Source organism: Paraglaciecola sp. 25GB23A (assembly GCF_040012495.1).
GTDB lineage: Bacteria > Pseudomonadota > Gammaproteobacteria > Enterobacterales > Alteromonadaceae > Paraglaciecola.
The window spans coordinates 55,115-78,078 of record NZ_JBDYKM010000002.1; the positions used below are offsets into that span (position 1 = coordinate 55,115).

Sequence of the window (22,964 nt, forward strand, 5' to 3'; positions counted from 1 at the left end):
AACAAAGTGAGTTGTTGAACTATGAATCAATACCCAATGACAGCCAAAGGCGCAGCATTACTGCGTGAAGAGCTGCAAAATTTAAAGTCGGTTAAAAGACCACAAATTATTAAGTCAATTGCTGAAGCCCGTGAGCACGGTGACTTAAAAGAGAATGCTGAATACCATGCGGCACGCGAGCAACAAAGTTTTTGCGAAGGGCGTATTCAAGACATCGAAGGCAAGCTGTCTAATATTCAAATTATAGATGTCACCAAGATGACCAATAACGGTAAAGTGATTTTTGGGGCAACGGTGACCATCTTAAATCTGGATACTGAAGAAGAGATTACTTACAAAATAGTTGGCGAAGATGAAGCCGATATAAAGAATAATTTAATATCATACGGCTCCCCCATTGCACGTGGTTTAATAGGTAAATCAATAGATGATGTGGTCAATATTCAAACGCCAAAAGGCGCCATTGAATTTGAAATTTCAGCAGTGGAATATGTTTAAGTCTTATCCCTAGACTACCAATCACATTGATTTAAAAGAGGCTTAGGCCTCTTTTTTAATGTCTGCAATATGCTTACAGCAAAGTTGTCCCTAATATACGTGCAACAATTCTTGTGTAATACTCAGCTCTCTATAATGAATGTAATCGGCTCCCACCATGATCAAGCAGTCGCCCAGTATTTTGCTATCGAGTACACAACAAGTAACAAGAATTGAGGAACTGGAACAAGCTCTTGCAGAGGCCAACAAACTAAACAAGCGCAACGAACACTATCATCAATTATTCGCCAACATGAACCATGAAGTCCATGTATGGCAGCTTGTTTATGATGAACATGGCAACATAAAAACATGGCGTTTACTTGATGCAAATAAACTGGCCTTAAATACGTGGAATAAGAAGTTAGACGATATTATTGGCCTAACAACGGATGAGATATTTGAAAGCAATGCAACTGAAACATTTTTACCCATAGTAGAGAAAATATTTTTAGAGCAAAGCAACTATGAGTGGGAGACTTATTTCGAAAGCACCCAACAATATTTACAAATGACAAGCATACCTTGTGGCGATTATTTCATTAGTACCGGTCTCGATATAACCGCTATTAAAAAGACACAACACGTATTACAAGATACCTTACTCAAGCTAAAAGAGGCTATTTCAGCGGGTAATATTGGCTTGTGGGATTGGGACTTGACCAGCAATATCGTTTTTTATTCACCTGAGTGGAAAAGACAATTGGGGTACGAGGATAGTGAAATCCTAAATGACTATAATGAATGGCGCAGTAGAGTTCATCCTGATGATATGGAGAGCTCACTAAAAAAAATAAATAGAACGCTAGAAGGGCATACAGACTCGCACGAAATTGAGTTTAGAATGCTGCATAAAGACGGCTCCTACAGGTGGATATTGTCTCACGTCTCAAGTCTAAGAAACGAGAGCGGTAAACCTATTCGAATGCTTGGCTCACACATCGACATCACTGAGCGCAAACGTATGGAAGAAACGGTGCTTCAGCAACAGAAAATGCAAGCACTGGGGACTCTGGCGGGTGGTATCGCTCACGATTTCAATAACCTATTGACACCGATGTTAGGATATTCCCAACTCATCAAACTCTTTTTAGCTGGTAATGAAAAACAGATCAAATATGTGAACCTAATCGAAGAGTCGGCTAAACGAGCAAAAGATCTAGTTGAAAAAATACTGATCATGAGCCGTAAGTCGATTGACAATCTTGAGGTGGTGAAGCTCGATAAATTAGTTGAGGAAGTGGTTACCCTGTTAGCTGTGTCAGCGAACAAAGAGGTTAGAATTAAACACCACATTAGCCTACCACTGCCTACAATCGCAGCGGATCCCTCGCAGATTTATCAAGTAGTATTAAACCTTTGCACCAACGCGATTCAAGCAATGCCTAACGGAGGTGAACTTAACATCACACTCTCTTCCACACTTAAACGCCTGAATAACGAGCATGATGCTGAGCCCCGCCATTATGTATGTTTATCAGTTATAGACAGTGGTAAAGGCTTTGATGGCAAAATTAAGGAAAGAATATTCGAACCCTTTTTTACCACCAAACTGCAAGGTGAGGAACGCGGTTCAGGCTTGGGTCTATCAATTGTAGCCAGCGTAATAAAACAACATAATGGATACATTGAGGTAGACAGTCAGCTAGGTAAGGGCACCGAATTTCGGGTTTACTTCCCCGTTGTGTTAGGTCGGTCTAAGAAAAGTGAAATCAAAGCTGAGCTAATTTTAAACTCGGGAACGAGTACCATATTATTTATCGATGATGAACAGTCGCTTTGTGAGTTAGGTGTGAGTTTGTTAGAAACCTTAGGTTATCGCGTTTTTGCCTTTCACAGCGCTAAACAGGCAATAGACTATTTTAATACCCATCATAACAGCATCAATTTGATCATTACGGATTATGCAATGCCTGAAATGAATGGACCGCTAGTGGTCGAAAAACTTAAGCAAATTGATCAGGATGTGCCGATTATTATGGTGACTGGCTTTACTAATATGGTCAATGAAGAGCACCGTTTGCAATGGGGATGTGATGCCATTATGAGCAAGCCTTATAATATAAATGAATTGAGTCAAATGATAGATAAACATGTGAAAGGCTTATAATGGTCTTAATGAGTAGATTTCAAATTTTTTGATTTAGTTTGACTCGGGGCATCTTGTTGGTGAACCTTTATTGATAAGGGGGATGCGCAGAAGTTTCGACATGCAAAGTGAGCTTAAAAATATGTATGGTACCTTTAGCAATATTTAAGCAATATTTAGCCCAAAACTTAAGTTAAAAACAACAGAATTAAGCTCACCTATTTATTCTGAATTAGACCAGTGATTATCATGGTTTAAAAAGCACATATTATTGCAAATATGCAGGCATCCAAAGTTGATTAATCAGGGTTGCGCCTGCCTTGATTTTAGTGGCTTGTTCAGTAGTGGAAACTAATAGTTCGCCGCTAAAATTATTTTCACAATCAGTAGGTGATAGATAAGGAATGTGCCGGGTTTTGTCGACATGGCTTTCAGTTGCTGCGGTTCTATTTGGTTCAAATTGCTCATGGTCAATCACCACTGGATGTTCCTGCGAGTCAGCCATTTGACCTATTTCAATTAGGGTTAAGCTAAAAAATATCAACCAAAATACGGATTTATTTGACATGGGAAAGTCCTTCTATGTAAGTAGTGGCGTTACTCGCCAATTTATACACATCATGTTTGCAAACCTTAGGCCATAATTAATTATCAACTATTTCAATGGCTTAGCTAATGCCATGGTGTGAGTTAATCAGGTTTAAACTATTAGTTGGTTAATTTACTCATATTTTAGTGTAGTTCTACTGTTTTGGATTCACCAATTATTGCGACTGCGGCTGCTTTACAGAACATAAAGCAGCAAAACTTGAGCTTGATCAAAGTCTGAAGTCTCACTTACGTCAAAATAGCCGCATTTAAACTAGGATGATGTAAAAAGATGTTAGACTTAACCGAAAATGCACTATTGAAAAAGTACAATACCCACGCTCCACGCTATACCTCGTACCCAACAGCACTAACATTTACTGATAAATTTTCTCGTAAGCAATTTGTTAACGCCGTGCAGCTTTCCAAGAGCCGTTTTCTGTCTTTATATATTCATATCCCGTTTTGTCATAGCCTTTGTTATTACTGCGGATGCAATAAAATTGTTAGCCGTCATCAGCATAAAGCTGATATTTATCTGGATTATCTTGAAAAAGAAATAGCGGGGCAGGTGAGCTTATTTCGACATTATACTGTGAGCCAGGTTCATTTAGGCGGCGGCACCCCCAGTTTCTTAAATGAAACACAAATCTTACGTTTAATGAATATGTTAAGTACCCATTTTACAATTGCTGATGATGCTGCAATGAGTATCGAGATTGATCCTAGAAAAATGCAACTCGACTATGTGAATATGCTGAAACAGCAGGGGTTTAACCGCCTTAGCATTGGTGTGCAAGATACCGATGAAAAAGTTCAGTTAGCCATCAATAGGGCACAAGATACTCAATTTGTGGCAGACTTAGTTGAGCGAGCACAGCAGTTGGGTTTTAGCTCGGTTAATTTAGATCTTATTTATGGTTTACCGTGGCAAGATGAAGCTACGTTTAGCAAAACCTTATCTGACATAATGTTAATGAAACCCGAACGTATTTCATTGTTTAGTTATGCACACATGCCGTCTCGATTTGCTGCCCAGCGTAAGATTTTAGATCATTGGTTACCCAATACAGACTTAAAAGCTGCATTGTTGCGCCAAGCTATAGAAACACTCACCCAAAACGGATATGTGTTTATTGGTATGGATCACTTTGCCTTGCCAAAAGATGAACTCAGTAAAGCCTGTAGCGCTGGTCAATTACATCGTAACTTCCAAGGTTATACTACCCAAGGTGATTGCGACTTGCTCGGCTTAGGTTTGTCGAGTATTAGCTCAATCAACAATACCTTCAGTCAGAATAAAAAAGATTTGATGGGCTATTATGCCAGCTTAGATGAAGAAGTAAGCCCACTAGAAAAGGGGGTGATACTGACTAATGATGATCAGATCCGTGCTCTAGTTATCAAAGAATTAATGTGTAACGGCAAAGTGACGCAAGCACGTGTCGAACAGCAATATAATATTTGCTTTAAAGACTATTTTGCCCAGGAGTTGAACGAACTAGCGTTGTTGGAACAAGATGGCCTAGTGACTCTTGGCCACGAGATTATTCAAGTAACAAGTCAAGGGCGATTATTGGTCAGGCATATAGCCAGTGTATTTGATGCCTATTTACCAAGCGAAACACACAATACACGCATGTCCCAAGTCGTTTAGCAATACAAACAAGGACGACGAGTCGGAAATTACGAGTCCCGGACCTCGTGTCCCGGACCTCGAGTCCCGGACCTCATCAATCAACAAGACTTGCTGTGGTATGAGGGGGAAGAAAACCGCTTGTATAAGCAGGGCAAGTTGAGGGATTTCCACTATACTTCAGTCGAAAAACTATCACGGTGTTAGATGTGTTAGCTCAGTGGGAACTTTCGATATACAGACCACAGAGACTAAAGCACCCATCAATATTGAGGCAAGAAACATGCGTATAGCGAAAGAAGACATTGACGTAAAGATGGAGATTCCTGGTGCAGTAATTCGTCAGCAAACAGACTTTGGTGATGCCACAGGTTTAGGCAAGATCAGTGGTGAGTACTTTAGCCTTTCGGCAGGGGTTGATACTAGCCCTTTATTTCAAGGCTTGGAGGGAGATTTATGTCAGTGTCCACATTGGGGCTATGTTTTAAGTGGCCAACTCACCACCACAGATGCAAAGGGCGTACAAGAAACAGTCAACATGAATGATCTCTTTTATTGGCCCCCCGGACACAATGTGAAGGTCACAGCAGATGCAGAACTTGTGATGTTTAGCCCCCAACAGCAGCACAGTCATGTTATCGCTCATATGCTAGACAAAGTGACTGGTTAACAGAGGGCGGGCTGTATTCTGCCACTATCGATAATTGACCTCGCCGCCGGTGCGGCGGCTATTATTAGAGGTATTAAAAAGTGAATTCACATGGATAAAATATTATTGATAGTTGGCGTGTCGATTTTTGGCTTACTTGGCACGATACATTTGCTCTACACGTTTTTTACTACAAAGTTACATCCCTATGATCCTAAGGTAGTTGAGGTCATGAAAGGCACTTCACTGCGACTCACCCAAGAAACAACTATCTGGCGAGCTTGGCTCGGGTTTAATGCGAGTCATAGTATGGGTGCTATGCTGTTTGCAGCTATTTACCTTCCTCTTATTATTTTCCACTTCGAAGTGATCAGGGACTCGTTATGGTTCTCTGTTCTCCCCGTTATCGTTGCTATTTCATACTTAATTTTAGCCAAAAAATATTGGTTTAAAATACCGCTGTTTGGGATCCTCATTTCTTTGTTGTGTTTTATTACCTCCGCTTGGTTAATTAACCTATAAGGTGCTTGTTATCTTTTGGCAGTCAACTTTTAATGCTGATAGTTTGTGTGACTACTGTGCCCGTATTAGAGGTATTTGTTCACCGATTAGCATTGGTCACAGAGCAGTGTTTGGATAATCGCAACTAATTGTCATGAGTTTCATTTAACAGATGTGCTAGTGTTTCCTTGTGTCAATTAGTCAATCAACAGGGGAGGATATTATGGAATATAGGCTCGAATTTGATACTTTAGGTGAAGTGCGCGTTCCTGCTAACGTTTATTGGGGAGCCCAAACAGAGCGCAGTCGCAATAATTTTCGAATTGGCCCCTCGGCCAGTATGCCCATTGAGCTTATTTATGCCTTCGCTCAGTTAAAAAAAGCTGCAGCCCAAACGAATGCAAGTTTGGGAGTATTATCTGCACAAAAAGCCCACTGGATTACCCTAGTGTGTGACGAAATTCTAGCGGGTAAACATGACGATCAGTTTCCTTTGGTGATTTGGCAAACCGGTAGTGGTACCCAAACCAATATGAATATTAATGAGGTTATTGCCAATCGGGCACATGTGCTTGACGGTGGGAGCCTGAGCGATGCCGACAAGTTGCTTAATCCTAACGATGACGTCAATAAAAGTCAGAGTAGTAATGATACCTTTCCGACAGCCATGCATATGGCTGCTTACCATCTTACTGCTACGGTGACTCTGCCTGGGGTGATGGCCCTGCGTGATACTTTGGCAAAAAAATCTGCGGCCTTCAATGACATTGTTAAAACAGGTAGGACACATTTTATGGATGCCACACCTTTAACCTTGGGACAAGAATTTAGTGGCTATGTGCGGCAATTGGATAACGGCATACGCGCTGTTAATCATGCTTTAGAGGTGGTGGCTGAAGTAGCATTGGGCGCCACAGCAGTGGGCACGGGCTTAAATACGCCAAAGAGCTATGCTGCAGCGGTGGCGGCTAAAATAGCGAATTTGACTGGCTTGCCTTTTGTTAGCGCTATTAATAAGTTTGAAGCTATCGCATCTCATGATGCATTGGTCGAGCTAAGTAGTTCCTTTCGTCGTTTAGCAGTTAGTTTAATGAAAATTGCCAATGATATTCGCATGCTCGGCAGTGGCCCACGCTGCGGGCTTGGTGAGCTACTGCTGCCTGAAAACGAACCTGGTTCAAGCATTATGCCTGGTAAAGTTAATCCCACTCAAGTTGAGGCTTTGACTATGGTCGCGGCGCAGGTGATGGGTAATGATGTAACCGTTGGCATTGCAGGCAGTTCGGGGCAGTTTGAACTCAACGTTTTTAAGCCGGTGATTGCCGCCAGTGTGCTGCAAAGTGCGCGTTTGATTGGTGATGCTTGTCAAAGTTTTAATCAGCATTGTGTGCAAGGCATAGAACCTAACTTACCGGTGATACAAGCTCATCTAAACAATTCGTTAATGTTGGTCACCAGTCTTAACCCACATATCGGTTACGCTAAGGCCGCTGAAATCGCCAAAGAAGCCTATAAAAAAGGTGTGACATTAAAAACCGCCGCTATGAACTTAGGTTATGTAAGTGCTGAAGACTTCGATCGTTGGGTAGTTCCTGCCAATATGGTAGGTAACACGTCAAACTAGCCCTGGCCTATTATTGCCTATTTTGACCTACCTCAAGCTAAGTTAATTGTTTATCTTGAGTTGCTTTCGAATACAGCTGAGTAAGGCGACCTTATCAATCGGCTTGGCGATAAGGTCTACCATACCTGCTTGTATGCAACGTTCTCTGTCTTCGGCAAATGCGTTGGCAGTTAATGCTACGATGGGCTGAGTAAAGTTTAACTCGGTTCGCAGTTTAATGGTGGCACTAATGCCATCCATAACAGGCATTTGCATATCCATTAATATTAAATCGAATTTTTCAAAAATACAGGCATTAACCGCTTTTTGACCATCACTCGCAACAGAGACTTGATACCCACTGGTCTGTAAAATGGTTTTGACTACTTCGGCATTGATCTCATTGTCTTCAACAACCAAAATATGATGATGACTGCTTAATTCGGTGTTTTCAGCATCAACGCGATGGTGCAGATTTTGTAGTTCTCGCAGGTCACTTTCAAGTTCTTGTCGGTGGATTGGTTTAGCGTGCGTACGCCAAATCAGACTGCGGATTTTATCATTACAATCTAAATGCTCAATCACCGCCGAAATTAAAATAATATGGGGCAAGGGGGTAATGTCGCGCTCTATCAATTTTTCTATCAGCTCCACGCCATCAATATTTGGCATAGAGAGATCGAGAATAAGTACGTCGAATTGGTTGATATTACTGTTTAAAAACGAGTTAGCGTCGCTGAAGGTCGTGGTATAAAACCCTTTTGAGGTCGTCAAGTGAGACAAATAATCTCTACTGGTTTGCAAGTCATCTACAATGGCACAATGAAGTTTCACTTGAGGTGCAAAGTTCTCGCTGTTTGTATGGTCTATCTCAACAGGCAGTGCAAAGGTAAAACAACTCCCTTCTCCTTCAGTGCTTTCTACGGTCAAAGAGCCCTGCATTAAGTGAGTTAATTCATTGGCTATTGAAAGACCAAGACCGGTACCCCCATAGAGTCGTGTTGTAGTTTGATCAGCCTGTTCAAATTTATTAAAAATGTGCTGAATTTTACCTGCAGATATACCGATGCCAGAGTCTTGAACTGCTATTGTAAGCCACGATTTTTTGTCTTTAATATAAATACCGATACGCAGCTCAACACTTCCCTTGTCAGTAAACTTAGCGGCATTACTGAGTAAATTATGCATGACTTGGGCGATCCGAGTTGGGTCGCCAATAATATGCAGGGGCAAGTCGGTTTGTTTGTTATAAATGAAGTCTAAATTTTTTAGTCGACACGTAGCTGATTGAATCGAGCTTACATCATCAATCAATTGCAATAGGTCGAAAGGAGCACGTTCAATACGTAACTTGCCTGCTTCAATTTTTGAAAGATCGAGTAAATCATTGATCAGCACTAACAATTGATTGCCCGCACTTTTTGCTTTCTTAAGGTATTCATTGCTTTTAACTGGATTGTCGATAGCCAATTCGATCATACCGAACAAACCGTTCATTGGAGTCCTCAGTTCATGACTCATACTCGCGAGAAATTCAGATTTAGCCTTGCTTGCCTTAAGCGCTTGTTGTTCAGCTTCTTCTGCTTTTTGTAGGGCTGAATTTAATGATGCGAGATTACGTTTGATTTTCATTTCCATCGGTCTAAAAATAAATAAACCTTCCAGCAAAAGCAGTAGTAAGGTAAAAATCCATAAGAACATTTCTATTTGTTTGACATGTAATACTCTTTGACTAGCAGCAGCTTCGAAGGCTTGTACCACCTGATCGAGTCTAAATAGCAAGCTATCGCTTTGTGTGGTCGTAAAATGCAGAGGTAATTGTCCACAGGATTGTGCAGACTCAAGAAACTCCTTAGCTTGCTGCACGTAAGTGTCGCTATCCTTAACCAAAGTGGCTGGGCCAAAGTAAAGTGCTTTAACTTCTAGGGGAAGTGAGTCTAAAGTACTAAGGTAGAGCAGATTATTCTGAAATTGCTCAATGCTTGTGATTAATGAATCCTGCAAGCTAAGGCTATCGGCTGGACAATATGACAAACGGGTAATAAATAATGCAATGCGCTGCGACAACATGCGCTGCTGGCCAGCAATATTAATTATATTCGCGTCATTCTCTTGAGTTTTGAAAATGTAATTAAGTATCAAAGCCGAGGAAGATACCGTTAAAGCAATAAGACACAGCGCTGAAATATAACGTGTCTTTATTGGCATGCTTGTGAAAAAAGGTTTAAACATAAAAATGAATACCTCGGCTTTTTGAGTCTACTATTAGCGTTAGCTCAAAATAAAAGTCTACAGGCAGACGTTATTATAATAATGCCTCAAAGCAAATGACAAAGCGTCAAATTCTGAAAATAAGTCATAAATTTATCTGTATTTGCCAACGAGGAGTATTTGAACTGTAATTCTAAATGTTCTGGCCATGGAGTTGAGTTAGATATGTGCAGCAGAGGGGCAAATGGCCCTTATCTTAGAATGTGTAAAGATTACATTAACCGCCGCAAATATTGCATCTGATATGAGGGTCAATGTTTATTAAGTCAGCTATTTAAATCATCTAGTCTTATCTTCTGTACTTCTATCATGGTTGTGCGATATTGGGCTACTAATTGCATACACTCATTATCTGCATTTGAATTATTCAGCAGAGTGAGACTTTTATCTATGGTCTTATAACGATAATAACAAGGAATACATAATGATGAATTCATTTTTAAAATCCACTATAGCTGCGTCGGTTTTGCTGTTTAGTCTAGGTCAGGCGACTGCGGGGGTTTATACCTCTGAGCAAGCCATATCGAGTCAACAATATCAATACAACAAACAACAAGTGCTCACACTGGTAAATAGTGCTGAAGTGCAACAGAGGTTAATGACTCTTGGCGTTAGTCCAGCAGAAGCTCAAATGCGTGTTGATAGCATGACCAACGACGAACTTATCACCTTTAATCAGCAAATGAATGATATGCCCGCTGGTGGTATTGTTGGCACCATTGTCACGGTATTAGTGGTGGTAGCGGTACTGGATTTGATGGGTATCACAGATGTTTATCCCTTTATCCGCCCCATTTAACACTGAGTGACTAGTGCTTATAAACAATTAGCTGGCCTCATGGTCAGCTTGTTTTTATTGATGGGGTGTCAAACACCGCCACAAACCAGAGCATTGCTACTTAAACCACCAGTAATTAATAAACAACATCTCATTAATAGCGTACCCTTTTATCCACAGCAACAATATTTTTGTGGGCCTACTACCTTATCTGAAGTGGCTAATTATTACGGTCTACCATTCAGTCCAGACGATATCGCGCCCTTAACCTTTGTGCCTGGATTAGAAGGCAGTTTGCAACTTGAGTTGGTGTCCGCTACCCGGCAACTGGGTATGCTAGCTTATGCGCAACAGGGGAATTTGGAATTACTACTGAGTTTGGTCGCTGCAGATATTCCGATTATTGTTTTGCAAAACAACAGTATTAGTTTGTTTCCTCAGTGGCACTACGCCGTGGTTATTGGCTATGATTTGAATGCTCAACAAGTGACCTTACATAGTGGTGTCACACCTAATCATACTTTAAATTTTGCAACTTTTGAGCGCACATGGCAGCGCGGTCAGTATTGGATGTTAGCTATGTTGCCAGCGACGATAAGCAACCCCCTGCTGGAGCCTTTTGTATATACCAAAGCCTGTCAGGATTTACTTGATACCGGTCAGGATGAGATTGCAATTACAGCACTACAAAATGCCATTAAGCAATGGCCAGACTATTGGTTGCCCTACTTTCTATTGGCTAACCATTTCTTAGAGCAAAGCCCCGGCCTTGCGGTAAGGTGGTTTGAACAGGGTTATGCCTTTGGCAAAAATCAAGCCTCTTACTTAAATAACTATGCTTACGCTCTGGGTAAAATACAGTGTTATGCTGAAGCGACGACTATCATAGAACAGGCCTTGGTATTGGCCCCTAATGAAAAAAATGTCATAGATACCCAACAGCAATTACACGTCATGAATGACTCTGCTGATAAGCCTATTTGTCAGCAAATGAGTCCAGCAAATTAAGCGTCGTTATTACTCAAACGCTTTTGGATGTTTAGAGGCAAGTTTATGGTTAGTGACGCAGGGGCTCATAAACCTATAACACTAAAAATCTGACATCATCTTGATTTTGCAGTAATAAATGTTCCGCAATCTCAGGGCTGATATTTAAGGTGTTTTTGGCATGATCAAAACTGACTTGCTTAGATAGGGTCGCCCGAAAATCGCTTATTTTTGTATTACACAACATAATATTATCGGCGTTGTCGCTTATGTGAGCGATATTGACCTTAGCCAATACACTATTATTAACGCTGCTTATTTCACTGAGTTGAGCTTCAACGGTAGGTCCTGCATCAAACAAATCAACATAGCCTTTATGGGTGAAACCTTCTTGTTGCAATAAGCGCAGTGCTGGTACCGTATTGTTGTGCGCAGTGCCGATAACCGATTGAGCCGCTTGGCTTAACAGACTCACATAAATTGGATATTTGGGCATCAGCTCTGCAATAAATTGTTTGTCACCAATTCCCACTAAGTGGACTGCTTCGCTAAATTCAATATCAAAAAAGTGCTCTTGTAACCAATGCCAAAAGGGAGAGTTTCCCTGTTCATCACTGACCCCGCGCATTTCAGCAATGATCTTAGGCGAAAAGCGTTGAGGGTGTTGGGCCATAAATAAAAAGCGGATCTTCGACAGCAGCCGACCTGCAGTACCTTTACGATAGGCTTCCCGTAAAAACAAGGTACAGATTTCAGTCGTACCATGATAGTCGTTACACAAATTAAGAGTACTGACCGTGCGATTAACCCCAAGACTTTTTGAGCGTTGTTTAATTTTACTTAAACGATAGTGATATAGCGGCGAGCTAATGCCTACCGCGGCTTCTATGCCAGTGGTTCCCAATATTTCTTTGCTATCAGTGTCTTCTAATACAAATAAGTAGCTGCCATTGTGATTCAGCGGCTGAGCGTTATTCACTGTATCTTCAACAGCTTTTATTTTTGCGCTGAGTTGATCATCACACTGGGGTAAAGAGGTAAAACCATGTCCTGATTCAATAGAAATTTGTTGTAGAGCGCTAAAGTCATCAAAACGGATGGGTCTAATTATTTGCATGGGCAGAGCAGATACCTTGTGATTTTCTTTGGCTTTAAAAATAATGACTTATTATTCAGAAATTATGCGTAAATTTGCAGTGTTAACCTGATTAAATTGACGGTAAAATATGACAAATTAACCAACTTTGTAGTCACTATGATAAATGAGAAAGATGAACAGCTACTATCTATCTTACGTACCAATGCTCGCGCAAGTATTTCCGACTTGGCTCGAGTGCTTAATCTATCGCGGTCGACTGTGCAAAATCGCCTGACTAAACTGGAGCAGTCAGGTGTTATTAAAGGCTATTCACTCGAATTTGGCAGTCAGTATTTAAGTGAACGAGTGTGTTCACATGTCGCGATCAAAGTGCGCCAAAAGTTAACTGCTAAAACCAATAAGCAATTACGTTTAATTAGCCAAATTGCCGAACTTTATGCGATTAGTGGTGAGTTCGATTTGATTGCGGTGCTAGAGGCCCAATCCTTAGAACAATTGAGTAAATTATTGGATGATATTGGCAACCTAGAAGGGGTTGAGCGCACTAACTCCTCGGTTATCCTTGAAACCAAATTTAAGCGCTAAACGTGGCCACACTTAACTGCTATTGAGTCGATAGCCTTGGGTTAATTGTTTTTAGTATTTGTTCACGCAATTAGGTAAATAACTTACATCTTATAGTACAATTGCTCTCTTTATTTTTGTTGTTAAGAGCCAAAATGCGCAGTGCGTTATTATATGTTATGACAGTCTTAATCTGGGGTTCAACGTGGTTAGCGATTGAGTATCAGTTAGGGGTAGTTGCACCTGAGGTTTCATTGTTTTATCGCTTTGCTATCGCTGCCGTATTGATGTGGGCTTATTGTCTGGTTAAAAAATTACCCTTGGCCTTTAGTCGTCAGGATCATCTATTTTTTATGATCTTAGCCCTGTGTAATTTTGGTGGCAATTATTTGATGTTGTATTGGGCACAAGCCCATTTAACCTCTGCCATGACTTCCATAGCATTTTCAACTCTGTTGATCATGAATATTATTAATACTCGTTTGTTTTTTGGTAAGGCTATTGCGCCGCGTATGTTTGTTGGGGCCATCCTTGGTTTGGCTGGCATTGTGGCGTTATTTTGGCAGGATATTCAAACCTTTGATTTGTCGAGTGAGGCGATGATTGGATTAGGTTTGTCGATAGGAGGCACGGCAGTAGCATCATTCGGCAATATGACCAGCGTGCGTAATTCAAAACATAATATTGGGGTGCTACAGGGCAATGCTTGGGGCATGTTGTATGCCGCCATATTTCTCAGTGCCTTTGTATTGCTTAGTGGTGGCAAATTTAGCTTTGACCCAAGTGCGCCTTACATTGTTTCTTTGCTCTATTTAAGCGTGTTTGGTACCGTATTGGCTTTTGCTTTTTACTTTATTTTAATCAAAGACATCGGCCCAGAAAAAGCCAGTTATACGGTAGTGTTATTCCCAGTGGTTGCGGTGATTTTGAGTATCTTGTTTGAAGGTTTTGAATTACAAGCCAGTTCACTCTTGGGTTTTATTTTAGTACTTACTGGTAACATAATCGTATTAACCCCTTTTAAAAAAATTAAAGCTTTAATTTTTGCCACCAAGGTTTCAGTTGATAAGTTGTTGTAGTAGCCGTATTACTTCATCCAAAGCAGCTTGTATTTAGCGCACTGCAGTGGTGCGCTAAACCGGTAGTCTCAAATTATTGCGCCTTGATGATGCGTTGTTTTAGGCCCAATAGTGCCATTAGCTACTTCAAAGTCCACATTGAGTGAATTTTAAGGCTTGGCATAAATACTGCAAAAACAAGAAAAACGAAGATAACTAAAAGCTCTGAGTCAGCTCTGTTAGAATTAATGCGCAATATTATGCAGCAACTAAGATATTAATTTGTTTAGTCTCTCAAACTAATTGTTTTATCCATTAAAAACTAATATCGACATATTCAATACGTATTAATCTTTTTATTAAAAGGAGAATTTAAAATAATGTTTCATCTTTGGATGATCGTAAGTGGTCTGATATCGTTCCTGCTTTTAGCGGCATATTACCGTTATCATAAAATTAAAGACGTCAAAGTGCTGCAATCCGAGGGTATCAGTCATATTAAAAATTTACGTTCGGTGCTGTGTTTATTGCAAAAACATCGCGGTTTTAGCTCAACGTACATTAAAGGCCAGCCTGATGTAGAGACTCAAATCGACGCTATACAAACAGAACTTAATAGGATTTTGGCAGATGTAGTGCGCACCAATAGCAACATAATGAGCAATGCTCTGTGGGTCAGTGTAAATGAGCATTGGCAGCGTTTGAGTCACAACTACAAACATCATTCAGTTGAAAATAATGTGTTGCAGCACAACACGATGATCCAAAATCTTCTGTATTTGATAGATGACGTAGCCATTAGTCATGGTTTGGCGCGTTTAAAGTTGTCTAATATCGACAATATTCGTTTGCTATGGCGAGAGTGGTTAAGTGCCATAGAAAGTATGGGCCAAGCAAGGGCTATGGGAGCCGTTATTTTGGCTGAAGGCACCTGCAGTATGATGTCTCGCAATCGCATGATGTACTTACACGAAAAAATCATAGAAACAACCAACATTGCGTGGCGAGGTATAGCAGTGACTGACGAGCAAAAACGTCAAGTTAATCGACTAATTGCCTGTATTAAAATTGAAATTATTAATGCTTCTCAAACCCAATCAATGAGCCTTGCAAGTAGTGAGTATTTTGAACTATGTAGCGCGGTTATAGATAGCTATTATCAACGCTTTGACGACTCCATTGCCCAGTTGTAATGTCATTGATAGCGTGTAAAACCAACAATGGTCAGCACTGTCATTGAAACGGTGTTTATGAGTTTATAAGCTTGTCCTCAAGAGGGCGCGACAAATTGCCGCATTCTCATTCTGAATTAGCCTTTGTTTCCTGCAGTCTCTAGAATAGGCCTAAAGTTTTAGGGGAAGACCATATAGTGATATTTAAACAAGTTAACCTCAGAAATGAATTATGCTTGTTGGTCTTCCATTAACATTATTACCAACATACATTACCTAGTCAAAATCAAGTGAATTACTTTAATGATTTCAAAATTTCCTCTACCAAGGCTTCGCGCTTGATCGGTTTGCTAAGCATTTTAGTGTTAACGTTTTCTAAGTTTTTATCAGAAAGATTACCTGACAAAATTATGCACGGGATGTGTTGATAAATGTCATTGATAATAGCGGCAATGTCAGAGCCTTGGAGCTCTCCTGGCATGCTTTGATCACTTATCACAATATCAATCGTTTTACTGTGTTGTTGAATAAATTTGAGGGCTTCAAGAGGCTCAACAAAAGAATGCGTGCGCGCTCCATAGCTGTTTAGCGACATACTGTTTAATTCTAGTAACTCCTTTTCATCATCAATTAACACGATAGACTTATCATGCAAAGTCATCACTTCCTTTTTTTCTTCTTGAGATTTTACAGCCTGAATTTCAGCTTCAATAGGAAACCAGAGGCAAAAATCACTGCCAATACCCAATTGACTCTTCAAGGTTAATCCAAGTTTTTCTTTGATCACAAAGTCATATAAAAGACTTAAGCCTAATCCTGAACCTTGCTCTCCATCTCGTTTAGAGTAAAAAGGGGTGAAAATATTGGCAATCTCAGTAATTGGGATACCGCAGCCGGTGTCATGAATGCTTAAACAAATATACTTTTCAGCGTTTTTAGGCGCGGCAATAATGTGCACACCAATTTGTTTGTAGGTCGATTTTAAGTCGGTCGATACTGTTATGGTTCCATGGTGTTCGATCGATTTACTGGCATTGATAACTATGTTTATAAGACAGTCGATAAGATCGTCCTTGTTGACAATAATGTGGGTATTAGCGTTTAAATTTAAGCTAATAGTAATATTGCTTGGGATGGTTTTACTCATCAACGAGCAAACATCATGCACTTCAGTATCTATATTTAGCCTTTGATTTGGAATTTGAACCGACTGTTTGGTTAATTGTAAGAGTCGCTGCGTAATTGCAGCTCCTCTGTCTGCTGAGGTCAAAATCCTATCCACAAAGGGAGTTAAAGACTCATCAGTATTTGAGCGCTTAATTAATTCTATATTTCCTCCAATAATACTTAGTATGTTATTGAAGTCGTGACAAATACCCGCCGCAAGGTGGTTAACTGCATCTCGGCGCTGAGCACTGGCAATAACAAGTTCTTGTTCCTTTCTTTTGCTTATGTCTTGTTGAAATCCAATAAAGTAACTAAGTTCTTGATCAATGAAAATGGGTGAAATAAGTAAATTAATCCAATATTGAGCACCATTTTTGTCGTAATTGACAATGTCGACATCAATGTTTTCACCCTTACTCAGACCTTCACGAATTTGCTTAACGGTTTCTTGCGAAGTCAGTTCACCCTGTAGTTTTTTGCCAATATCAAGCCCTTGTAACTCCTCAAACGAATACCCAGTTAACTTAGAAAAGGCAATGTTTGCCCAAATCAGGCGTCGAGAGCTGTCAGTAATAACCACACCGGTGCTGGTGGTCTCCGCTACTTTTGATAGTAATTTAATTCTTTCAGTCAACTGAACCTGTTCAGTAATATCTTGAAAGACGCCAAAAATTAAGTTCGGCACACCCTCAGCATCCACAGAAACCTCTGCTTTGCTTAAAACATGTCGAACTTCGCCGTCGGCCCGAACAATGCGCTGGCTCACTTGCCAGCTTTTTTGCTGTGTTATTGCCTCATCAATTACTTGGGTAATGCCATCAATATCCTCGGGATGATAAAACTCAATTGCAGTTGCAATTTCTGGGGTATATTGATCAGGAGTCACACCATGTATAGAAAAAACTTCATCAGACCAATAGAGCGTTTTATGTTTGAGGTCGATGCTCCAATATCCCATTTTGGCAATGGTGCAGGCCTGCTCTAGTTGCCTAATATTAACGCTGTTCTGATGTTCAATTAAAACTCTCTCTGTAACATCTAAGCCACTAGCGAGAATTGTTCCAGCATCCGAAGGGGTTGCTTTCCACTCTATCCATACGTAGCCACCATTTCTTTTTACATATCTATTTCTAAATAAAGTAAGGTCCTTTTGCTCAGTTAAAATGGCACTTGCTGCCTCTTTAGTTGAGTTAATATCATCGGGGTGAATAAATTCCAGTAAAGGTTTTGATTTCAACTCTTCGATTGTCCAGCCGAGAAGCTCCTGCCAGTAGTTATTTAAATATAAAAAATAACCATCATCAGAGATCAGACAAATACATGACTTTATAGAATCTGCAATTTTAAATATTGCTTTTAAACCTAATTTACTTTGCATTACACCGGGCAACCTCAAATAAACAACCTTTACTTCATTTACTGTTTTCGTTAATGGTCGAAATAAGTAATTCTCTTAAAATCTTGATTTTTTTTAGGCAGATAAGTCAATAAATAATCTGTAGTCACTGTAAAGTGCTTGCATGAATGCCGCTTTCCCCTCTTGATTTGAGTATATTTAAGCGAGCATTTGCCACACTTATTAGTTCTTCAATAGTAGTTGCGTTATCTTTAAAAACTAGGATTGCGCTGAAAAATACATTAAAAATGTTTTGCGGTTGACCAAAGGTTAATTTGCCAAAGGATTGGCGAATATCTTCTAGTGAGGCTTTGAGGTTCACTAAGGCCGACTCGGGAAAGACCAACATAAATTCTCCTCCACCGTATCGACCAATAAAACTGCTATGCCCAAATCTAGCAACGAGCAGTTGAGTTAAATGCAGAAGTACTTGGTCAGCTATTTTTCGACTAAAATCAGTGTTAATCGATTTGAAATTGTCGATATTCAAGATGGCGATTGCCATAGAGGAATTGTTACGAGTCGCTTGCTTAAATTGATGCAAAGCCATTTCCATAATGGGCGCATGACTGAGTAATTTTGTTAAGGGGTCACTTTGTGCAAGCCCTAAAATAGTTGAAACACGAGTCACACGGCCAGTGACTTGTTTGACTAAATCATCGGGTGAAATGTCTTTAGGGAGCAAGTCATCGCAACCTACTTCTAAGGCCTCACGCTTTAATTCTAAGCTGATTTCAGACGACAAAAATATAATGGGAGTTTTATCATATTTTTCGATCTGCCGAAGTAATTTAGCTAATTCAATACCACTAATCTCCGGCATGAATACATCGAAGATAAAAATATCTGGGGTAAAGTTTGCTAATTCTTGCAGCATTGATTTTGCCGATAATGCGGTTTTAACTTCTATGCCGTACTCTGTCATCGTCGATTTGAAATACTTTAAGACTGGTAGTTGATCATCGACTAATGCGACTTTCAAAGGTTGTTTAACTTCAAGTTTTACTGCTTTGATTATTTTTGCAATTAACGACGATAGACAAAATGGCGCTAAAATAACTTCGGTTATACCTGACCTGATAGCGGACAATCGCATATCAATGTGGTTATCGATTGATATTAAAAAGCAGCTAATGCCCAACGATTCAAGTTTTGTGGCATATTCAAATATATGGCTGTTTTGCTCTTTTGATTTACTAAATTCAAATATAACTAAGTGGGGAATATTTTGTGCAATTAATAGTCTGAGCTTAGTTAAATCATCGAAGAAGTGAGTGGTGAAACCGAAGTCTGATAAGGCATTTGATAAATCAGATAATGGCGTTGATTTTGCACTAAACAAACCAATATTTACTTCGTTGTAGTGAAAAAGTTTAGGCTTGTCTTGCTGCTCTTTTTCAGAATCATGATGTGTTTTTTCAATTGAAATCATAGGTTTAGTATTTTTAAACTGACTGAGTTTTTCAAATAAAATGGTCACCTCGGCTATAAATTGAGTTTCCGGTGTAAGCCCAGAGTTTAATCGCTCTTTTAACCTACCTTCACATAGAGTTATAAGGTTGCTAAGTTCAGTATAGCCAAGAGCAGCGCTACTGCCTTTTAAACTATGCAGTTCAAACAGACATTTTTTACATTCTTGCCAACACCAAAGTTTTGTCAGTGTCTCGAACAAACTATCTATTTCTGCCAACTTGCTGGGTAAAGTTGATAAAAACAATTTTTTTATCTCTTCGAGCTTAAACTCTAAACTTACATTACTCATAAATATTCTTAGTCTCATTCACCATACTACGGCCCTAATTTGCAATACAAACAAGTGCCCTTAACTAAATTAAACTTTCAAAAAAGAGCAAGTTAGTTTGTCCGTTTTGCCAGCTATCTCCCTAATTCTTGTGGCTATATTAATAACGGCTTTGATCGTTAAACCTAGTTTGCTGTTGATTTATTCAATGATATGGTGGAGTTTAAGTTATGGTTGAAAATTTAAAATAGGTATATTTACTTATTTACTATCTAAGGTCGTTTTAGCGTTATGAACCCACAAGTTAAGACATATTGGCCTTTAGATACTCGGGTGTTGGCTCAAAAGCAGACAATGGTGCTTTTGCCTATCTTTCAGCTGCTGCCCTTTCAAGCTTGGGTTACATTTTATTGACCCGAGCAAACCGCAATCTAATCGAAGCCTACTGAACAAGCTATGTTTCTGAGTCTGCTGCTTAACTTCATAGCACCATCGCTAGGCTTACCCCCCTGATAATCACGTAATTTAGTCTCTCAAAGATGCTTCGATTTGCTGCACTGACCAAGTATGTTATTTTTGATGTCTTGGTATTTCTATGTGCGACGGTGATGACTTTGTTTTGGGTGCCCGTTAACTATCTGATGATTGCAAACCTATGGAAAAGAAACATTCTGTCCCCATCGAGCTGGTGCGTTCAGCGTTAGCGGGGAGCATTCGACAAAACATCGATATCGAACGCTTGTTAGAAGAATCGGGCTTGGCATATCTAAAGGTGATGCTAAACGATTCTGCTTGCCATAAGCGTGTGAGTTTAGATGACTTTGGCGTGCTACTGCGGGCCATGTGGATCCACCTAGGTGACGAGTCATGTGGTTTTTTAGGTCGCCCCCTAAAAATTGGCACGTTCGGCATGATGTGTCATGCGATTATTACCTCCGGAAATTTGCGCCGCGCGCTGTTGCGCAGCGCTCGTTATATTGGCTTGATGTCGGATGATCTAACCCTTGAGTTAAAAGAATCGGGCACTGAAGCGCGCTTGCTTATTCATTTAGATAACCCGCACCAACTAGACGAATCTTTTATCGTCACCTCAATTTTTGTTATTTGGATTCGTCTGTCTTGTTGGTTAATAGATAAGCCGATGATGTTAGAACGAATTAATTTTCGTTTTGCAAAGCCCAGCTATCCTGATGAGTTTCCACGCATGTTTCCTTGTCCTCACGGCTTTGCTCAGGCTGAGAATAGTGTGGTTTTTAGTCGATATTTGTTGGCATTGCCTATTCAACAAAACCCTGAAACTCTGTTGCCATTTTTAAGTCACGCCCCTGAGTCTTTGCTGACCCAGTTTAGAGAAGACGTCAGCATAACGGGGCAGGTGAAACGGCTGCTATTAAATCGTCATGGTATGCAAACGGAATTAGAAAATATGAGTTTTGAAGCGATTGCTGAGGAGCTGCACATGACCACCCATACTGTGCGCCGGCGTCTCAAAGACGAGGGCAGCAGTTTTCAGGAAATAAAAGACAGCTTGCGCTGTGACAGAGCGCAACACTTATTGCAAGAACACGATTTTTCGATACAAGATATTGCACAACAGTTAGGTTTTTCAGAGTCAGCAGCCTTCGCACGGGCCTTCAAAAAATGGACCGGCTTCTCGCCTGGCGCCTATCGCCAGCAAACAGTTTAGCGTCGTACTCTACTGTCAAGTGTAGTCTACCTAAACGATCGCATATCACTCAGTGTAGGCTGTGCCTCGCTTGATGAATTAGACGCTATAGCGATCATCAATTGAGCCCATGCTGCTCTCCTGCAAGAAAAAGTCAGTTAGGATGCAATAGTTGGTCATTGAGGCGCTGCATGTTGCTGCCTTATGCTTTGGCTTCACTTTAAGTCATCCGATATGGGACCTAAATAATGACTAATGATGCGCTAATTTTTGATGCTATTCGCACTCCTCGTGGTCGAGGAAAAGCGACTGGCGCTCTGCATGAAGTAAAACCTGTCACGCTATTGACCGGGCTCTTAAATACTCTGCAAGTAAGAAATCAATTTGATACCCAAGATGTTGATGACATCGTGATGGGCTGTGTGACCGCCGTGGGTGACCAAGGCGCAGTGATAGCCAAGACTGCTGCTTTGTCTGCCGGGTGGAATGATGATGTTGCCGGTATGGTACTCAATCGGTTTTGCGCCTCAGGCCTTGAAGCGGTAAACATCGCGGCAATGAAAATTCGTTCTGGATGGGAAAACCTCGTTGTCGCCGGTGGCGTTGAGTCTATGTCTCGAATTCCAATGGGCAGCGATGGTGGCGCATGGGCGATGGATCCTGAAACAAACCTTCGCACGGGCTTTATGCCACAAGGCATCGGTGCAGATTTAATTGCGACATTAGGCGGATATTCGCGCACTGATGTCGACCTGTATGCAGCAACTTCACATCATCGTGCGGCGGCGGCCTGGAAAAAAGGAGCATTTTGCAAGTCGGTCATTCCGGTCTTGGACAGAAACGGTTTGATGATTTTGGACCATGACGAGCTCATCCGCGCGGACAGTTCTGTAGCCACCCTTGCCAACTTGAAAGCTTCTTTTCAGGTCATGGGAGAAATGGGGTTTGACGGCGTTGCTCGCGAACGTTATCCACAAGTCGAAACCATTCACCATATTCATACGCCGGGCAACTCCTCAGGGATTGTCGACGGTGCGAGTGCAGTATTGATTGGTAGCGAAGCCGTGGGTAAGAAATTTGGTATGAAGCCCCGTGCACGTATTATCGCGACGGCAGTTGTAGGCTCAGATCCAACCATTATGCTCACAGGACCGGCTCCTGCAGCGCGTAAGGCGCTAAAAGTGGCGGGCATGCATGTGTCTGATATCGATTTGTTTGAGGTCAACGAAGCGTTCGCATCTGTTGTCATGCGTTTTATGGACGAGATGAAGGTGAGTCACGACAGAGTAAATGTAAACGGTGGTGCGATAGCCATGGGACATCCGCTTGGTGCAACTGGCGCAATGATTCTGGGAATCCTGCTTGATGAACTGGAAGCGCGAGACCTAAAAACAGGTCTGGCGACTTTATGTGTGGGCGGTGGTATGGGCATCGCAACGATCATCGAGCGAATATAGTTTGG

Annotated in this window: 18 protein-coding genes; 13 read left to right on the top strand and 5 right to left on the bottom strand. The window is 40.8% G+C overall.

The features are described from left to right. Positions 1-21: 21 nt before the first annotated feature. Both greA and ABKW31_RS05420 read left to right on the top strand, forming a co-directional pair. The gene (gene greA, locus ABKW31_RS05415) at positions 22-498 is read left to right on the top strand and encodes a transcription elongation factor GreA (protein WP_348615252.1); all 477 of its coding nucleotides are present in this window, start codon (positions 22-24) and stop codon (positions 496-498) included. Between the two features lie 157 nt (positions 499-655). After that, positions 656-2,647: an ATP-binding protein gene (locus ABKW31_RS05420; RefSeq protein ID WP_348615253.1), complete on the top strand. Its 1,992-nt coding sequence runs from the start codon at positions 656-658 to the stop codon at positions 2,645-2,647. Positions 2,648-2,894: 247 nt separating this feature from the next. Here the strand turns inward: ABKW31_RS05420 and ABKW31_RS05425 are convergent, their stop codons facing one another. After that, positions 2,895-3,194, bottom strand: coding sequence for a hypothetical protein (locus ABKW31_RS05425; RefSeq protein WP_348615254.1), 300 nt, complete (start codon positions 3,192-3,194; stop codon positions 2,895-2,897). Positions 3,195-3,506: 312 nt separating this feature from the next. Between ABKW31_RS05425 and hemN the strand changes: the two genes are divergently transcribed. The 4 genes from hemN (at position 3,507) to fumC (ending at position 7,624) form a co-directional block, all read left to right on the top strand. Next, positions 3,507-4,871 (top strand): oxygen-independent coproporphyrinogen III oxidase, encoded by a 1,365-nt coding sequence (gene hemN, locus ABKW31_RS05430; RefSeq protein ID WP_348615255.1) that lies wholly within the window; start codon positions 3,507-3,509, stop codon positions 4,869-4,871. A 262-nt stretch (positions 4,872-5,133) separates the two neighbouring features. Continuing rightward, entirely contained in the window at positions 5,134-5,520 is a 387-nt protein-coding gene (locus ABKW31_RS05435; RefSeq protein WP_348615256.1) for a hypothetical protein, read from the top strand. Between the two features lie 90 nt (positions 5,521-5,610). Beyond that, positions 5,611-6,021 carry a hypothetical protein gene (locus ABKW31_RS05440; protein WP_348615257.1) on the top strand — a complete coding sequence of 137 codons (411 nt, stop codon included), beginning with the start codon at positions 5,611-5,613 and terminating at the stop codon, positions 6,019-6,021. A gap of 202 nt (positions 6,022-6,223) precedes the next feature. After that, positions 6,224-7,624, top strand: coding sequence for a class II fumarate hydratase (gene fumC, locus ABKW31_RS05445; protein ID WP_348615259.1), 1,401 nt, complete (start codon positions 6,224-6,226; stop codon positions 7,622-7,624). A gap of 42 nt (positions 7,625-7,666) precedes the next feature. Here fumC and ABKW31_RS05450 read toward each other — a convergent pair whose 3' ends face one another. Next, the gene (locus tag ABKW31_RS05450) at positions 7,667-9,835 is read right to left on the bottom strand and encodes a response regulator (protein ID WP_348615260.1); all 2,169 of its coding nucleotides are present in this window, start codon (positions 9,833-9,835) and stop codon (positions 7,667-7,669) included. Between the two features lie 466 nt (positions 9,836-10,301). On the opposite strand from ABKW31_RS05450, the gene ABKW31_RS05455 reads away from it, so the two are divergent. After that, the gene (locus ABKW31_RS05455) at positions 10,302-10,673 is read left to right on the top strand and encodes a PA2779 family protein (RefSeq protein WP_348615645.1); all 372 of its coding nucleotides are present in this window, start codon (positions 10,302-10,304) and stop codon (positions 10,671-10,673) included. Positions 10,674-10,712: 39 nt separating this feature from the next. Next, positions 10,713-11,660, top strand: a complete 948-nt coding sequence (locus tag ABKW31_RS05460) for a PA2778 family cysteine peptidase (RefSeq protein WP_348615262.1) — start codon at positions 10,713-10,715, stop codon at positions 11,658-11,660. Between the two features lie 73 nt (positions 11,661-11,733). Here ABKW31_RS05460 and astA read toward each other — a convergent pair whose 3' ends face one another. Continuing rightward, entirely contained in the window at positions 11,734-12,756 is a 1,023-nt protein-coding gene (gene astA / locus ABKW31_RS05465; protein WP_348615264.1) for an arginine N-succinyltransferase, read from the bottom strand. Between the two features lie 138 nt (positions 12,757-12,894). Here astA and ABKW31_RS05470 point away from each other — a divergent pair, with 138 nt between their 5' ends. From ABKW31_RS05470 to ABKW31_RS05480, 3 genes are all read left to right on the top strand, one after another. Further along, positions 12,895-13,323, top strand: coding sequence for an Lrp/AsnC family transcriptional regulator (locus tag ABKW31_RS05470; RefSeq protein ID WP_348615265.1), 429 nt, complete (start codon positions 12,895-12,897; stop codon positions 13,321-13,323). 134 nt (positions 13,324-13,457) lie between these two features. After that, positions 13,458-14,381, top strand: coding sequence for an EamA family transporter (locus ABKW31_RS05475; RefSeq protein WP_348615266.1), 924 nt, complete (start codon positions 13,458-13,460; stop codon positions 14,379-14,381). Positions 14,382-14,740: 359 nt separating this feature from the next. Continuing rightward, complete coding sequence (locus ABKW31_RS05480; protein WP_348615267.1) at positions 14,741-15,553, top strand: hypothetical protein; 813 nt, start codon at positions 14,741-14,743, stop codon at positions 15,551-15,553. Between the two features lie 274 nt (positions 15,554-15,827). On the opposite strand, the gene ABKW31_RS05485 is transcribed toward ABKW31_RS05480, so the two are convergent. Next, positions 15,828-18,077, bottom strand: a complete 2,250-nt coding sequence (locus ABKW31_RS05485; protein WP_348615268.1) for a PAS domain S-box protein — start codon at positions 18,075-18,077, stop codon at positions 15,828-15,830. 124 nt (positions 18,078-18,201) lie between these two features. Continuing rightward, positions 18,202-19,857: a response regulator gene (locus tag ABKW31_RS05490; protein WP_348615269.1), complete on the bottom strand. Its 1,656-nt coding sequence runs from the start codon at positions 19,855-19,857 to the stop codon at positions 18,202-18,204. Between the two features lie 634 nt (positions 19,858-20,491). Here ABKW31_RS05490 and ABKW31_RS05495 point away from each other — a divergent pair. After that, on the top strand, positions 20,492-21,523 hold the full coding sequence (locus ABKW31_RS05495; protein WP_348615270.1) for an AraC family transcriptional regulator: 1,032 nt from the start codon (positions 20,492-20,494) through the stop codon (positions 21,521-21,523). Positions 21,524-21,750: 227 nt separating this feature from the next. Further along, positions 21,751-22,959, top strand: a complete 1,209-nt coding sequence (locus ABKW31_RS05500) for an acetyl-CoA C-acetyltransferase (RefSeq protein ID WP_348615271.1) — start codon at positions 21,751-21,753, stop codon at positions 22,957-22,959. Positions 22,960-22,964 lie beyond the last annotated feature (5 nt).